The 14,669-nt window shown below is 71.8% G+C and carries 15 protein-coding genes; 10 read left to right on the forward strand and 5 right to left on the reverse strand.

Annotated features, from left to right (window positions below):
* Positions 1 to 179 precede the first annotated feature (179 nt).
* Both sepF and LPU61_RS01920 read left to right on the forward strand, forming a co-directional pair.
* Entirely contained in the window at positions 180 to 620 is a 441-nt protein-coding gene (sepF, locus tag LPU61_RS01915; protein ID WP_229403895.1) for a cell division protein SepF, read from the forward strand.
* A gap of 137 nt (positions 621 to 757) precedes the next feature.
* Positions 758 to 1,474: an SLATT domain-containing protein gene (locus tag LPU61_RS01920; protein ID WP_229403896.1), complete on the forward strand. Its 717-nt coding sequence runs from the start codon at positions 758 to 760 to the stop codon at positions 1,472 to 1,474.
* A gap of 68 nt (positions 1,475 to 1,542) precedes the next feature.
* On the opposite strand, the gene LPU61_RS01925 is transcribed toward LPU61_RS01920, so the two are convergent.
* Positions 1,543 to 2,337, reverse strand: coding sequence for an inositol monophosphatase family protein (locus tag LPU61_RS01925; RefSeq protein ID WP_229403897.1), 795 nt, complete (start codon positions 2,335 to 2,337; stop codon positions 1,543 to 1,545).
* Positions 2,334 to 3,170: a DUF5919 domain-containing protein gene (locus tag LPU61_RS01930; RefSeq protein ID WP_229403898.1), complete on the reverse strand. Its 837-nt coding sequence runs from the start codon at positions 3,168 to 3,170 to the stop codon at positions 2,334 to 2,336. The genes LPU61_RS01925 and LPU61_RS01930 overlap by 4 nt, the downstream gene beginning before the upstream one ends.
* A gap of 240 nt (positions 3,171 to 3,410) precedes the next feature.
* Between LPU61_RS01930 and LPU61_RS01935 the strand changes: the two genes are divergently transcribed.
* The 6 genes from LPU61_RS01935 to LPU61_RS01960 all read left to right on the forward strand — a co-directional run bounded on the left by LPU61_RS01935 (position 3,411) and on the right by LPU61_RS01960 (position 9,207).
* The gene (locus LPU61_RS01935) at positions 3,411 to 3,746 is read left to right on the forward strand and encodes a hypothetical protein (protein WP_229403899.1); all 336 of its coding nucleotides are present in this window, start codon (positions 3,411 to 3,413) and stop codon (positions 3,744 to 3,746) included.
* Positions 3,743 to 4,486 (forward strand): FAD-binding oxidoreductase, encoded by a 744-nt coding sequence (locus tag LPU61_RS01940; protein ID WP_229403900.1) that lies wholly within the window; start codon positions 3,743 to 3,745, stop codon positions 4,484 to 4,486. Before LPU61_RS01935 ends, LPU61_RS01940 begins: the two co-directional genes overlap by 4 nt.
* A gap of 9 nt (positions 4,487 to 4,495) precedes the next feature.
* Positions 4,496 to 6,229 carry an HNH endonuclease gene (locus LPU61_RS01945; protein WP_229403901.1) on the forward strand — a complete coding sequence of 578 codons (1,734 nt, stop codon included), beginning with the start codon at positions 4,496 to 4,498 and terminating at the stop codon, positions 6,227 to 6,229.
* 77 nt (positions 6,230 to 6,306) lie between these two features.
* Entirely contained in the window at positions 6,307 to 6,969 is a 663-nt protein-coding gene (locus LPU61_RS01950; RefSeq protein ID WP_229403902.1) for a hypothetical protein, read from the forward strand.
* Positions 6,970 to 7,024: 55 nt separating this feature from the next.
* Entirely contained in the window at positions 7,025 to 7,873 is an 849-nt protein-coding gene (locus LPU61_RS01955) for a sugar phosphate isomerase/epimerase (protein WP_229403903.1), read from the forward strand.
* Positions 7,874 to 7,890: 17 nt separating this feature from the next.
* A complete protein-coding gene (locus tag LPU61_RS01960) occupies positions 7,891 to 9,207 on the forward strand; it encodes an AAA family ATPase (RefSeq protein WP_229403904.1) in 1,317 nt (438 codons plus the stop codon).
* A gap of 49 nt (positions 9,208 to 9,256) precedes the next feature.
* On the opposite strand, the gene LPU61_RS01965 is transcribed toward LPU61_RS01960, so the two are convergent.
* Positions 9,257 to 10,705 (reverse strand): hypothetical protein, encoded by a 1,449-nt coding sequence (locus LPU61_RS01965; RefSeq protein ID WP_229403905.1) that lies wholly within the window; start codon positions 10,703 to 10,705, stop codon positions 9,257 to 9,259.
* 142 nt (positions 10,706 to 10,847) lie between these two features.
* Positions 10,848 to 11,756 (reverse strand): cellulose binding domain-containing protein, encoded by a 909-nt coding sequence (locus LPU61_RS01970; protein ID WP_229403906.1) that lies wholly within the window; start codon positions 11,754 to 11,756, stop codon positions 10,848 to 10,850.
* Between the two features lie 112 nt (positions 11,757 to 11,868).
* Between LPU61_RS01970 and LPU61_RS01975 the strand changes: the two genes are divergently transcribed.
* A complete protein-coding gene (locus LPU61_RS01975; protein WP_043962140.1) occupies positions 11,869 to 12,438 on the forward strand; it encodes a GNAT family N-acetyltransferase in 570 nt (189 codons plus the stop codon).
* A 122-nt stretch (positions 12,439 to 12,560) separates the two neighbouring features.
* Positions 12,561 to 13,649 (forward strand): FAD-binding oxidoreductase, encoded by a 1,089-nt coding sequence (locus LPU61_RS01980; RefSeq protein WP_229403907.1) that lies wholly within the window; start codon positions 12,561 to 12,563, stop codon positions 13,647 to 13,649.
* A gap of 64 nt (positions 13,650 to 13,713) precedes the next feature.
* Here LPU61_RS01980 and LPU61_RS01985 read toward each other — a convergent pair whose 3' ends face one another.
* The gene (locus LPU61_RS01985) at positions 13,714 to 14,565 is read right to left on the reverse strand and encodes an aldo/keto reductase (protein ID WP_043962142.1); all 852 of its coding nucleotides are present in this window, start codon (positions 14,563 to 14,565) and stop codon (positions 13,714 to 13,716) included.
* Positions 14,566 to 14,669 lie beyond the last annotated feature (104 nt).

Here is a 14,669-nt window from a genome sequence, read left to right on the forward strand (position 1 = left end):
CAGGACAGAATCGCTCATGGTCGTAGTGTGCGAGTCTAGATTCGCCTGACGAATCATCTTGCGGATGCTAGTGGCCCAGTTGGGTCGGCAATGCCCGGCTGGGCATTTGGGCAATCGGGGGTCGCGTGCAGAACCTCTGCGGGCAATGGCGCTAGCGCGCATTGTGGGGAGGCGAGGGCATGTCGACCGAGCTTGTGCTTGTGCTGTTCATTTCGCTGGTTTCGCTAGTCCTGGCTGCATATGTTGTTGTTGACCGTGGTCTGGTGGCGCGCCGTCAAAGGGTGCAACTGTGGGGTGCTTGCCGTCGTGACCATTCGTCTGACTTGGAGCGGTCCTTAGACCTGGCCGTACGGGCGCAGCAATATGAAGTCGGCCTCGGTCGCGCGTCGGGTGTACGGTTAGAAGCGGCCTTGCGTGTTACGCCTCGCGAATTCGCCGCCGCCGCCGCCGAAATTTCTAATCTTCTGCAGGCTGGTCGGGTTGTCTCCATCGATCTGTCGCTCATGGAGCGCTACGAAGCAGCTCGCCTGGTGGATTATTGCCATGGTTTGACAGCTATGGCGAAAGGGTGGGTATTCCGTCTGGCTCACAGCGTCATTGTAATTACGCCCGGACCTTGATGGGAGTTTCCTTGCCTGCACCAAACCGGCAAGATCAAGTTTTGTTGCTAAACCATGAGATCCGGCAGACCGAGCATGCGCTCGCGCATGCGCGTATGCGGCATAGGTGGTCGAACATTTCGATGGCCTTCGGCCCGATGCTGCTCGTTGTTCTCTATGCCCTCTTTTGGCTCCCCTGGTTGAGTGGGGACTCGAAGAAGGTCGTGCTTATTCCGGCCGCGATTGTCGCCGCACTCTTCGGTGTGGCTGCTCTAAGGCTAAAGCGGGATCCCGGCGGGCCGATGCGGTCTGCTTCGTCGGAAGGTCAACCTCGCCGTCTGTCCGAGGGGGAACTGGAACTTCAGCTCGCACGCCTCCGTGACGAGCGGAAGCTCGTTGTTGCTGGTGTTTCTGGAGACCTGAAAGTCCGTCGAGTGGCGTACAAGGAGGACGCCTATGCGGACATAGATCAGCTGAGGATTGAAAGTAAGCGCTATGGGAGAGTTAATAACCTCTTCCAAGCCTTTTTAATCATCGGCTCTCTGGCGGCTACCGGAATTGCTGGCATATCTGACCAGATGACCTGGGATAGGTGGACCATTCTTGGCATCACCTTCTTAGTTGGTACAGCTAGTGGGTTCATGGGCTACTTCAAGTACAAGGAGCGCAGCTTCTATCTGCAGCAGACTGCTGACGCCATTGAGGCGGAGTGGGAGGCCGTTGAGGTGGGTGTCGGTAGGTATAAGCGCATTGAATCAGAGGAGGAGCAGTTGGCCGAGTTTGTTGAGGAAGTGCACCGCCTGAAGTCGGAGCAGAAGAAGCGTCAGCAGAACCTCGAGCAGCCTCCCGAGTCTCGTGGTCGGGGTGACCAGTGACGTATTTTGCCAATCTTCTGATCTGTCGTCGACCGGGCGTCATGTTGTGCTGACAATGACGCCGCTGATCAGTCCTCTGGCAGGGCTGCTCCGACCAGCATCAGCACCTGACCAGTCAGACCGGGGGCGATGCCAAGGGTCATGGCCGACCGAGGGCAGTGGTTGCTTCCGTCGCGGTCGACCACAACCGCACCTGCCTCCCGGGCGATGGCCGTTCCGCCCGTCATGTCCCACGGATGATTGGACAGGGTCAGCGCCGCATCGATCCGGCCTTCCGCCAGCCACGCCAGGTCCAGCGCGGCGGTCCCGGTCATCCGTACTCGCTGCACCACCTCGGCCAGCCGGGCCGTCAGGGCGAGCCGGGACCGGTTCTTGACTGCGGCGTCCGGCCCGACGGCGTAGTCGCCGATCGCCACGACCGCGTCGCTCAGCCTGCTGGTGTTGCTCACCCGGATGGGCTTCCCATCGGCTGTCGCGCCGCTGCCACGGGCGGCGGCGTACCGGTTTCCCAGGAAGGGCACCTCGATGACGCCGAGGACCGCGTCATTCCCGTGCAACAGCCCCAGCGACACCGCGCAAAGCGGGACCCCGCGCACGAAGTTCGCCGTCCCATCGATCGGGTCGAGGACCCACTGCATCTCGCCGGTACCGTGGACGCCGTCCTCCTCGCCGAGAAAGCCGATCTTAGGAGTGGCGGCCTGGAGGAAGGCGCGGACGTCCCGCTCGATCTCGTAGTCGAGCTGCGTTGCGAAATCCCGCTCACCCTTGGCGGTGAGCGGGCCAGGGGAGTGGTGCCGCATCATCTCGGCCGCTCGTGCCACCGCTGCTTCCGCTATCGGAAGCAGGTGCCGGTATTCGCTCACAACTGCTGCCCTCGCTGCCACTGCGCCTCGAAGAACTGTTCGAAGACCGGGTACAGGCAGGACCGGTCCTCCTGCCGCCTGACGACGAAGGTCGGGGAGTCGACCCCGCGACTCACCGGCAGGTACGGCTGCGCCACGCAGACGTCGTCAGCCAGCACCACGTTGAAGCGGAGCGTGTCGTCGTAGACGGCCAACTCCAGGTGATCGCCCAGCCCTTCCGGTAGCCGTGCTCGGACCCGCAGCAGCGTCTCGATGTTCAGCTTGGTCAGCGCGGAGAGCTGACCCGGTGCGAATCCCTCCTCCGCCTCGCGTGCCTGGACTGCCGACCCTCCGGGATCGAGAAACAGGCAGCGGGCCCGCCCGCCCGCACGGACGAAGCCATGCCACTGGCTGTCGGCGAAGCCCTGAGCCAACAGGTTGAGTGAGAGCCCGACGGCCCGAACCGTTCTCGCTCCGCCCAGCAGATGATCAGGCGAGACGCGGGTGGAGAACTCGGATCGGCTGGAAAAGACGGCGACGAGATCACCGAGCTGGTTTGCATCGGTGCCCGGAGCCCCGAGCGGAAGGGCAGAGGAGGGCGACGCGCCTGCGACGGATGTGGCTCGTAGCGTGGCCGTGAAGCGTTCCCTCGCCTCCACCGACGCCTTGCCCAGCGTGGTGTCGAGCACTGCCTGCATCTCGGGGCGCGGGGTGACCCCAGCGCCACCGGCTTCCCATTTGGACACGGTCCGCTCGGCCACGCCGAGGTGCGACGCGAAGTCGCGGATGCTCATCCGGAGCGCGTGCCGGAGCGTCCTGCTCTCCCGGCCGCTCCATCGCTGCACGGTCGCCATCGTGCCGCCTCAGCTCACATCGAGTCAGGTCATGTGCACTCTAACGGCAGTGTTTGCAGCGTGGTGACCGTGTAGGTGCGTTCCGTGGTCATGTCGTCAAGAGGGCTGCCCGGCAAGGGTGGATGCATGGCCCGGGGCGGGTGCTGGGTTCCGGGGCGTGTCGACTCGAACGACGCGACCTCGTCCCCGCCCGCCCCGGCGCCCACTCCATCCGGCACGACATCCAGGGGCGCAGACACCATGGGCATCATCGCAGCGGACCTCCCCATAGGGCCACCAGGCGACGGGCGGCGCGGCGTGACGTCGGCCGAGATCGTCCGTCGGTGGCTGCGCCTAGTGCTGGCGGACGCGGAGCTGTCCCCGTACCTCGTCGGGGTGGATCTGGACCGGATCGCCGCGCACCTGACGGCGAGCCTGACCGCCGCGCTCGCCGATGAGCCGGCGGACGCCTGGGGTGGGCTCGGCCTGTCGGAGGCGCAGCGTCGGCGGATCGGTGACTACCTGGTCGGGGTGTGCTGGGCGGCCGACCTGCCGAGCGAGCGGATTGCCCACGCGCGCCGGGCGGTGGCCCGATGAACGCCGCCGGGGTGTGGGCCGGTGACGGCGTGCCGGCCAGGGTGATCGGCCACGACCGGCCGTGCCCCGGCATCGCCGTCCTGACCCTGCGACCCTGGTCGCGCCTGCCCCACCGCCCCGGCCAGGCCGTCCCCGTCCAGACCCCACGCCATCCCGGGCAGTGGCGCTGGTATTCCCCGGCCAACGCGCCCCGCCCCGACGGCACCGTCGAGCTGCACGTCCGCGCCGTGGCCGCCGGCACCGTCTCGGGCGGCCTCGTCCACGAGGTACGCCCCGGCGAGCTGCTGCACCTCGGCCCGCCGCGCGACGCCGGCCTGCGCCTGCGCGACGGTGACCTGCTGCTGGTGGCCGGCGGCACCGGGCTGGCCCCACTGCGCGCCCTGGTCGAGCAGGTCGCCACCGCCCCCGACGGCCGAAGGGTCACGCTGGTCGTCGGCGCGCGCACCTTCGCCGAGCTGTACGACGCGACCGCCCTCGACAGGCTTCAGCGCGCTCACGACTGGCTGACCATCGTGCCCGCCCTTTCCCACGATCCGCACGCCGACCCGGCCGAGCAGGGCGACGCGCTCGCCCTCGCCCTGCGCCACCACCGACCCCACCAGCAGGTGTACGTCTGCGGCCCGCCCGCCATGGTCGACATCGCCCGCTGCTGGCTGCCCCTCGCCGGGGTGCCCGAGGACCGCCTCCACCTGCCCGACCCGGCGGCCCTGACAAAGATCCTGCCGCAGCAGACGGCGTAGCCTCGCGGGATGCCGGACTCCACTCTCGACGGTCTGCTCGCCGCCTTCACCGATCCGATGCCGTTCACCGGGGAGACGGTCGCCCAGGCGCCGCTCGCGCCCGGAACGCACGTCGTCACCTGCGACGGCGACATCGTCTACGTGGGTGAGACGGGGCGGACCCTTCGGGAGCGGCTCCGCGCCCACCTACGGGGCAACCGCGGCTCGTCGGTGCTGCACAAGCAGGTCGGTGAGCTGCTCGACGAGGAGTTCGGACGGCAGGCGAGCACCGACGAGATCGCCGCCTGGCTCGGCCGGTGCGAGATCAGGTGGCGGGAGGAGGTCGACCCGAAGGCGCTGAAGGATGCGTTACTCGCCGTGGTCACGCCACGGTTCAACCGGCTGGGCTCCGGGCAGCGGGGCGCGTCCACGGATCCCGTGAGCCGCTTCGAGCGGTTGGCGAACGGCCCGTACTTCAGCTCCGTGGTGGCCGCCAACCGCGCCTACCTCGACGCGGTCGTGCCGGACGCGGCTTCCACGGAGCGGGACCGCTGGGCGCTCTCCTGCCTGCCCAGCACCAGGACGAACCCGCGCCGGCTGTCGGCGATCTCCATGAAGACGATGGAGACGTTCGTGCTGCACGAACCGACCGAGCCGGGCGTCGGTGCCCGGGCCGAGGGCTTTCTGGTCGTCCGCAAGTCGGTGCTCGACCGGCACTGGACGCCCGCAGGCTTCCGGGCGGCCCATCCTGCCCTCACCACCTGGCGGTCGGACTACGTCGATGCGGGGCCCGACCAGGAGTGCCTCGCCGGTGACGTCGAGGATCTGATCGCGGCGCTCGGGGACGAGCGAATCGTCCTCGCCGCCCGCGCCCTCACCGAGCCGCTGCTGCGATCCCGGACCCTGCATGCGCGTGGGCACTGTCAGCCACTCGCGGACGCGGTGCTGGGCCGGCGCGAACCGACCGACTGGATCTATCCGGTGAACCTGGGCGACAGACCGTCGGAGGAGAGCCGCGACGTCTGGGAGTGCTTCTCCAGCGACGGGGTGGTCGACTGGCAGCTTTCCGCCGGCTATCACCAGATCGCCGCCGGAGACCGGATCTGGGCATACGCCGCCGAGCAGTCCGCCCGCCTCGTCGCGGCGGGTGTCGCATGGGACGACCCCTGTCGACGGGCCACGGAAGGCGGGCTGGAGTGGCGGGTGGCGGTCCGCTGGGACGCCGAACTGACCCGTCGAATCCTCGGCAGCGAGCGGGGCGTACCCGTCGTGCCGGCCGGGTCGGCGCGGGGCGTGCGGGCGATGAGCGCGACCGAGCGCGACCGGCTCGCGGACGCGCTGAAGGCGATCAGGGCACCGGAGCCCGACGAGCTGCCGGCGGGGCGTCGCCGCCGGCTCGCGGAGGTCACCGCCCGCCAGGGGCAGGCCGACTTCCGGCGCAGGCTCATCGAGGCGTACGGGGGGCGCTGCGCGATCACCGGCTGCGACACCGAGGCTGCTCTCCAGGCCGCCCACATCTCGCCCTACGACGGGCCGACCACGAACCGGGTGACCAACGGTCTGCTGCTCCGGGCCGACGTGCACAACCTCTTCGACCGGGGACTGATCTGGGTCGACGAGCAGTTCCGTGTCCGGGTCAAGGCGGAGGCGGGACACTACGCGAGCTGGCACGGCGAGAAGCTGCGCCCACCGGCCCGCGCGGCGGACCACCCGGATGCCGCCGCGCTGCGCGTCCACCGTCAGGAGGTGGCCGGGATGCGGTGAGACCCCTGGCCCGGCATCGACCTTCGTGAGACCGTCTATGTCGGAACGTGTGCGACAGGACACGAGGGGTGATCGGTGTGGGTGTTGCCGACGGGCCGTCGCGATGGTCGATCGAGAAGTTCGGGTTTGCTCAGGCGGTGGCGCTGCGCAAGCGCGTCCCGGCGGCCCTCAAGCGGGCGGTGGAGCGCGCCATGAACGCCCGGGAGGCGTCCGAGATGACCAGCGACCACGCCTTCGGGTCCGTGCGTTGGCTCGTGCAGTACGAGGAACTGCACCATCACCTCCGGGAGTTGCCCGACGTGACGGACCTGCGGCCGCCGGGTGCCCAGTTCAGGATCACGGTCTGCGCAGGGCACCTGCTGCTGCCCTGGCACTACTCCACCAGGAGCGACGCCGATATCGCGCGCACCCGGCCGGAGCGCACCCTCAGCCGCTTCGCCCGCGCCCTGCTCGCCCTGTGCGGCCCCCAGCCGCGCTACCAGCAGGACACCCTGCCGCTCATGCCGCTCAGCGATCAGGAGGCCGATGCTCGGTCGGAGCTGCGGGAGGCCGTCGAGCGGCTCCCGGTCGAGCCGAAGGTGCTGCTGATCGGGTACGCCTGCAACTCGGAGGCCGGCCTGCTCCGCGTGTGCTGGGGTGAGGCGGCGTTGCGGGGGAACGGCGACCTGGAGTGGCAGCACGTGGAGGAGCTGCCGATGCCGGGTGACGCGGCCCAGGGGCGGCGTGGCGTCGCCGCCTGACCGGCGGCCCTCTACAGTCGACGGGTTCCGATGATCTTGCGGCGAGAGGGTTTGGATGCTGATCGGCATCAACACGTGGGCGTGGGCGGCCCCGCTGACCGATCGGGCGCTCGCCCGGTTGGCCCCCCGGATCAGGGCGTGGGGCTTCGACGCCATCGAGCTGACCGTCCAGGCGCCCGGCGACTGGGACCCCGCGTCAGCGGCCGACCTGCTCGCCGGGCTGGAGCTGGCCCCCGCCGTCTGCGCGGGCCTGCTGCCCGAGCACGACCTGCTCGCCGACGACGAGGAGGTGCTGCGGCGTACGGAAGGATTCGTCCGGCACTGCGTGCGGGTCGCGGGCCGGGTGGGTGCCGCCGTGGTGGCGGGCCCGCTCTACGCCCCGGCCGGCCGGCGGTGGCTGCTCGACGCGGACGCCCGGCGGGCCGCCACCGCCCGCCTCGTGGCGCGGCTTCGGCCGCTGGCCGAGGAGGCCGCCGGGCAGGGCGTGACGATCGCCCTGGAACCGCTCAACCGGTTCGAGACGAGCCTGCTCAACACCGTCGAACAGGCGCTGGAGGTGGTGGACGGCGTCCCCGGGCTGGGCCTCGCACTGGACACCTTCCACCTGAACATCGAGGAACGCGACCTGCCGGCCGCGATCCGGCTGGCCGGCGGCCACCTCGCGCACGTCCAGGTGTGCGGCAACGACCGGGGGGTGCCCGGCGGCGACCACCTCGACTGGCCGGGGATGTTCGACGCCCTGACCGGCATCGGCTACTCCGGCCAGGTCAACGTCGAGTCGTTCACCGCCGAGGCCCTGGCCGTGCCGATGTCCGTGTGGCGGCCCCTCGCCGCCGGCCCCGACGCCCTCGCCGTCGAGGGGCTGGCGTTCCTGCGCGGCCTGACCGGGCGTAATCTCCGGTAACCACGGGGGGAGAGTCGATGCTCGGGCTGGAGGTGCCGCCGTCCGTCGAGGCGGAGCGGGTCGTCAACGCGGTGCTGGCCGACCTGCGCACCGGTGACCACCGGGGCGTCGTCGTCGACTCGCCGCCCGGTGCCGGCAAGTCGACCCTCGTCGTCCGCGCCGCCGTCGAGCTGGCCGCCGCCGGGGAGCCGCTGATCATCGTCGCGCAGACCAACGAGCAGGTCGACGACCTCATCGACCGGCTCGCCCGCAAGGCCCCCGGGCTGCGCATCGGCCGGCTCTCCGCCACGGAATACAGGCCGACCGACCGGGTGAAGGACCACCCGACGGTCAAGGTGGCCGCGAAGGTCGCCGACCTCGGCGAGCCGGCCGTCGTCATCGGTACGGCCGCCAAGTGGGCCATGGTCACCGAGGGCTGTTGGCCGTGGGCGATCGTGGACGAGGCGTACCAGATGCGGTCTGACGCGTTGTTGCGCGTGGCCGGCAGGTTCGAGCGGGCCCTGTTCGTGGGGGATCCCGGGCAGCTCGACCCGTTCTCCACGGTCGAGACCGTGCGCTGGACGGGCCTGACCTGGGACCCGATGCAGTCCGCGGTGGCGGTGCTGCTGCGGCACAACCCGCAGCTGCCGGTGCACCGGCTGCCGGTGTCGTGGCGGCTGCCCGCGTCGGCGGCCCCGGTGGTCGCGGCGGCGTTCTACCCGTTCACCGGGTTCCGGGCGGGCACCGGCCGCGACGACCGGGTGCTCGCGTTCACCGACGCCGGGCCGGGGGACGCCGTCGACGCGGCGGTGGAGCTGGCGGCGTCGACGGGCTGGGCGCTGTACGAACTGCCGGAGCGGCACACCCCGCGTACCGACTCCGAGGCCGCCGCCGCGTGCGCCGCGCTGGCGCTGCGGGTGCTGGCGCGCGGCGCGGTCGCCGTCTCCGAGCACGCGCCGGCCGGCGCGCCGGTCACCGCCGACCGGATCGCCGTGGGGGCCGCGCACCGCGACCAGGCCGCCGCCATCCGCGCGCACCTGGGCGCGGCCGGGGCGGGCATCACCGTGGACACCGCCAACCGGCTCCAGGGCCGCGAGTACGACGTGACGATCGTGCTGCACCCGTTGTCGGGCCGGCGGGACGCGACCGCCTTCCACCTGGAGTCGGGGCGGCTGTGCGTGCTGACGTCCCGGCACCGGCACGCGTGCGTGGTGGTGGCGCGGGCGGGCATCGCGGAGCTGCTGGACGCGCACCCATCGACCGAGCCGGTGCACCTCGACGTGCCGGTGAAGTTCCCCGACGGCTGGCAGGCCAACCAGGCGATCCTCGACCACCTGCACGGGAGATTGGGGTAGATCTTGGAAGTCCTGGGCCCCTGGAGGGGCCGTTCGCTTCCAAGATCTATCAGGTGTGGCCTGGGGCCAGCGCCCATGCTGTGACGCCTGCCAGGGCTAGCAGCGCTGCCGCGAGCATGCACCAGAGGAGCACCTGGCGCGGTGACGCTCCCGGCGACCCCGTCGGCACCGCCGGGACGGCGGGAGCAACGGCGTCCGGCGGGCTCACCGGCCACCTGCCCACGGCGGTGACCGGAGCGGCCGGATCAGCGGGCGGTGCCGTCGCGGCCACGTACGGGATCGGGTTCTCCTCGATGTGGGCCTGCATGGCGCGGGCCGCCAGCCGGAGGCACCACAGGCCCCGGTCGGGCCGCAGGTCCTCGAAGGTGGTGCAGGTCAGGGCCTGGGCGATCAGGGAGAGGCGGGCCTGCCTGCGCCAGATCGCCGCGCCCGCGAGCGGCTGAGCGTACGCGGTGCCCACCTCGTCGGCGATCCGGACGAGTTCCGCGACGGGCGCGGGTAGCGTGCCCGGTCGCCCCCGCTGGGGGTGGACGAGATAGTCGATCAGCGCCTCGGACTCGTCGCGGGTGAGGCCGGGGACGTACCGAAGCACGGTGGCCAGCAGCAGGGCGGCGACGTCGCGGGTCAGCGGGGCCTCCGCGTCGACGGCGCTCAACCCGACCAGCGAGAACCGCTCGGGGTGCGGCCGGCCGTCGGCCCCGCAGGGCACGAGCACGTTGCCGCCGTGCAGGTCGCCGTGGGCGAAGCCGGCGTGGAAGCGGACCGGCTGGCGGTGGTGCGGCGACGCGGGGTCGACGGTCCGCAGCGGGTTCGGCAGGGGCCGCGAGTCGATGAGCAGCGACTCTGCGCCACCGTGGAAGCCGAAGATGCTCATCGCGTGGTGGATCTTCTCCCACGCGCCGGCGGCCCTCAGCTCCCGTTCGAGGTACGGGCCGAGGGTGGTCTCGCGGGCCGGCGGGCCGGCCGTTGCGGGGGCCGGTGGGATGCTGTTCCACTCGTGCAGCACCGCCTCCAGCACAGCCCGGAACGCGGCGAGCAGGTCCTCGCCGTCCAGCTCGTCGAGGCCCCGCACCTGGGCGCCGTCGTCGGTCGTCTCCTGGAAGTCGCTGGTCGGCTCCTGGAACATCAGCCGTCGGCCGTCGCGCAGGTCGATCGGCGGGAAGATCTGCTCGGCCAGGTGCTGCCGGGCGAAGTCGCCCACGGTGGCGCGCGCGGTGGCCCGTGACCACTGCTGGCCGCGCACCTCCCGGTGCCGCGAGCGGGCCGGCAGGACCTTGACGAAGACCTTCCGGGTGGGCTCCCGGCCCGGCGGCGCCGGCTCGGTGAGCCGCGCGACGAAGAGTGTGCCGCCTCCGTAGCCCCGGTCGAGGCGCGTCTGCGGCGGGACGCTGATCTCCCGGTCGCACTGCTGCCCGAAGTCCTCCAGCGCCGCCCTGAGCGTGGGGTCGGGTACGTAAGGTTCGAGGGGTTCGCCCATGTCCGACGTCGGGCCCTTCACGAGGGAAAGTGAATGTGGACGATCGGGATGCGTCGTCCAAGAAGGGTGTCGCGCGCGGAGTAGAAGCTACCTCAGGGCGGGGCGAATCAGGGGGATACGCGCAGCGGGCTGCCAACCTACTTAAAAGTAGTTCCGGCCGGGCTCAGCCGGCGTACTGGTCGCCGAACTCGCGGACGCCGTCGACGTCGACGGTGATCCGGCTGTTGTCGGTCCACGTGCCGGTGGCGGCCCGCCAGCTCGGGTCGTCCCGCTCGTCGACGGCGGTCCAGTTCTGCCGGTGGAAGCGGAGCTGGATCGGCCCGCTCGACTCGCCGGGGGCGAGGGTCCCGCCGGTGAAGGTGAGCCGGACGTGGCCGGGTACGGGCGTGCCCGGCACCGGGTACCGCGTCGCGGTGGGGACCGGCGTGGGGCTGCTGCCCGGGGGCGGGGGCGGCGGCGCGGGCGGCAGGTAGAAGAACAGCTGCCGCTGGATCCTGTCGCAACCCAGCGCCGCCCAGTCGCACTCCGTCACGAGGGACGTGTTGCCGCCCTCGAAGGTCAGGTGGTAGTCCACCCGCACGGTGCGCAGGTCGAGCGGCTGCGTGCCGGTGTTGACGACCTGCGCGACGAACTGGATCTGGTTGTCCGTGGGCGCCCAGTCGAGGTTGAGGTAGCTGACCTTGGCCCGGCCGTACGCGGTGCGCAGGTCGGTGGTCGCCGACGTGTCGGAGTAGCCGCCGATGGTGTGGGCCTGGATGGCGACCCGGTATTCGGTGCCCGGCGGCAGGGCGGTCAGCGTGATCGAGGGCGTCTGCGTGCTGCCCAGCCCCCGGTACGTGTTGGGGCCCAGCGGCACTAGCACCTCGTACGTGATGGGTTCGGTGCCACCCGGCTCGCCCACCCACGCCGACGGTGCCCAGGTGAGAGTGAGCTGGTGCGGCTCGTTGGCCACGACGACCGGCGCGCCGGGCGTGGTGAGGGCCGGGCCGTCGTCGGCGCGGGCGGCGGTGACGGCGAGCAGGCTCAGCAGGCCGGCGACGGCGGCTGCGGCGGTGACGCGACGGGCACGCATGACCGGCAGCCTATTGGTCGATGGCCGTCGATGAATATGGCCGACCGGTCCGATGCGGCCGTCCGACCGTCCAGGGGCGGCGGGGCCGCGCCCAGGCCCCTACGATCGGTCGATGTTCCGTCCGACCTATCCGATCCGCACCGCGCGGCTGGCCCTGCGCCCGGTCGCGCTGGACGACCTCGACGACGTGCACGCCTACCAGAGCCGACCCGACGTCACCCGCTGGATGCTCGACGCCGGGCCACGCACCCGCGCGCAGGCGCTCGCCTCGGTGACCGCCATGGCGGGCGAGGACGCGCTGCGCGCCGAGGGCGACTGCCTGGCCCTCGCCGTGGTCGCCGACGCGCGGGTGATCGGGACCGTCGAGCTGGTCTGGCGCAGCGCGGCCGACCGCACCGCCGAACTCGGGTACGTCCTGCACCCCGACCACCACGGGCGCGGGCTGGCCACGGAGGCCGCCACGGCCCTGCTGGACTGGGGGTTCGGCGAGTTCGGGCTGCACCGGGCCTACGCGCGGTGCCACGCCCGCAACGAGGCGTCGGCCCGGCTGATGGCGCGGCTCGGCATGCGCCAGGAGGCGCGCCACGTCGAGAGCTACCTGTTCCGCGGGGAGTGGGCCGACCGGCTCGTCTTCGCGATCCTGGCCCGGGAGTGGCGGGAGCGCCAACCGCCGCAGGGGTGATCGACTGATCACCCTCGGTCAAGGGGGTGAACCATCGATGGTCACCGTCCGTACCCATCGCCGTGAAGACGACCGAGCTGCGAGCGGGGCCGACAGTCAGGGTGGCGGAGACGATCCGGGCGGTGAGCGCCGACCTCGGGCCGTCCTGGGCGGCGACCGCCGCCGCCGTCGACCGGGCGGCCGCCAACTTCCTGGACACCGTGAGTGACCGCCTGCCCGGACTGCTGCCCGAGCGGGACCACACCGTGGTCTTCGCCGCGCTGGGCCGGCTGGCCGGTGGCGTCGACGACACGGCCGGGCGGGCCGCCGCGCTGGCGGTCCTGGCCCGGGCCCACCGCGGCGTCGGCCTGCTGCCGCAGCACGCCGACCTGCTCGGCGACGCCCTGCTCGCCGCCGTCGCCCGGGAGAACCGGGCACACTGGACGGCCGCCCTCGCCGGCGGCTGGGAACGCGGGCTGCGCCGGGCGGTCACCGCCGTGCGCCGGGCCGCCGCCCGAGTCGGCGACGGGCCGGCGTGGTGGCGGGCCGAGGTGGTCGCCCACGACCGGGCCGCCGACGGCGTGGCCGTGCTCACCGTACGCCCGCGCCGGCCGCTGCCGTACCGGCCGGGGCAGGCGGTTCCCGTCTGCGCCCCGCGCCGGCCCGGCGCCTGGCGGTGGTACTCCCCGGCGAACGCGCCCCGCCCCGACGGCACGGTCGAGCTGCACGTGCGCGCCGTCGCCGCCGGCACCGTCTCCGGCACCCTCGTCGACGGGGTACGCCCCGGCGAGCCGCTGCTACTCGGCCCGCCGTGCGGGATCAGCCTGCTGCTCGACCCCAGCCCCTGGCACGACCTGCTGCTCGTCGCCGGCGGCACCGGCCTCGCGCCCCTGCGCGCCCTCGTCGAGCAGCTCGCCGCCGCCCCGGACGGTCGGCGGGTGACCCTGGTCGCCGGGGCGCGCACCCCGGCCGACCTCTACGACCGGGCCACCCTCGCCGAGCTGGAGGCCGCCCACGAGTGGCTGACGGTGGTGCCCGCGTATTCCCACGACCCGGCGGCCGGCCCCGCCGAGCAGGGCGACGCGCTCACCGTCGCCCTGCGCCACCACGCGGGCGACCAGGAGGTGCACCTGTGCGGGCCGCCGCCGATGGTGGCCGGCGCGCGGCTGCGGCTGCTCGCCGCCGGGGTGCCCGCCGACCGCATCCACCTGCCCGACACCTTCGACCGCTGACGGCCCCGCCCGGACGCGCCAATGGCGGGCCTGCCACGGCAGGCCCGCCATTGGGGTCGCCCGCTCAGGCGGGCACGTAGTCGAACGTGTCGGGGTTCGGGCCCTGCCGGCCCGCCTCGCCCCGGTCCAGGCCGGTGATCCGCTCCATCGTCGCGTCGTCCAGCTCGAAGTCGAAGATCTGGAAGTTCTCCGCCATCCGCTTCGGGTTGACCGACTTGGGGAAGACGATGTCGCCGCGCTGCACGTGCCAGCGCAGCACCACCTGGGGCACGGTGCGCCCGACCTCCTCGGCGACGTCGACGAGGGTCGGGTCGTCGAGCACCGCGCCCTGGGCGATCGGCGACCACGCCTCGGTGAGGATGTTGTGCGCGTGGCCGTACGCCCGCACCTCCTCGTTGCCGAGGTAGGGGTGCACCTCGATCTGGTTGACGGCCGGCACCACGTCGGCCTCGGCGGCCAGCCGCTCCAGGTGCGGCACCTGGAAGTTGGACACGCCGATCGAGCGGGCCCGACCGTCGCGCCGGAACTCCTCCAGCACCTTCCAGGTGGAGACGAAGTCGCCGTCGTAGAGGGTCGGCAGCGGCCAGTGGATCAGGAACAGGTCGATGTGGTCCATCTTCAGCGCGGCGAGGGTGGAGTCGAACGCGCGGCGGGCGTCGTCGGGGCGGTGGAAGCCGTTGTTCAGCTTGCTGGTGACGAAGACCTCGTCCCGGTCCAGGCCGGAGGCGCGCACCGCCTGGCCCACCTCGGCCTCGTTGCCGTACATCTCGGCGGTGTCGATGTGCCGGTAGCCGATCTCCAGGGCCCGCCCGACGGCCTCGGCGGTGTCCTCCGGCGCGATCTGGTAGACCCCGAAGCCGAGCTGGGGGATGGTGTTGCCGTCGTTGAGCGCGATGTCGGGAACCGTGTTCGCCATGTCGGCCGTCTCTCCCATCGTCAGGGGCCCGGGGCGCGCGGAGGCCGCGCGGCCGGGCCGTGCCACCCGGTTGTCCTACCCCGCCCCGGTCGCCATCTCACGAC

Origin of the sequence: Micromonospora sp. NBRC 110038 (assembly GCF_020884815.1) — a bacterium.
In the GTDB taxonomy this organism is placed as follows: domain Bacteria; phylum Actinomycetota; class Actinomycetes; order Mycobacteriales; family Micromonosporaceae; genus Micromonospora; species Micromonospora haikouensis.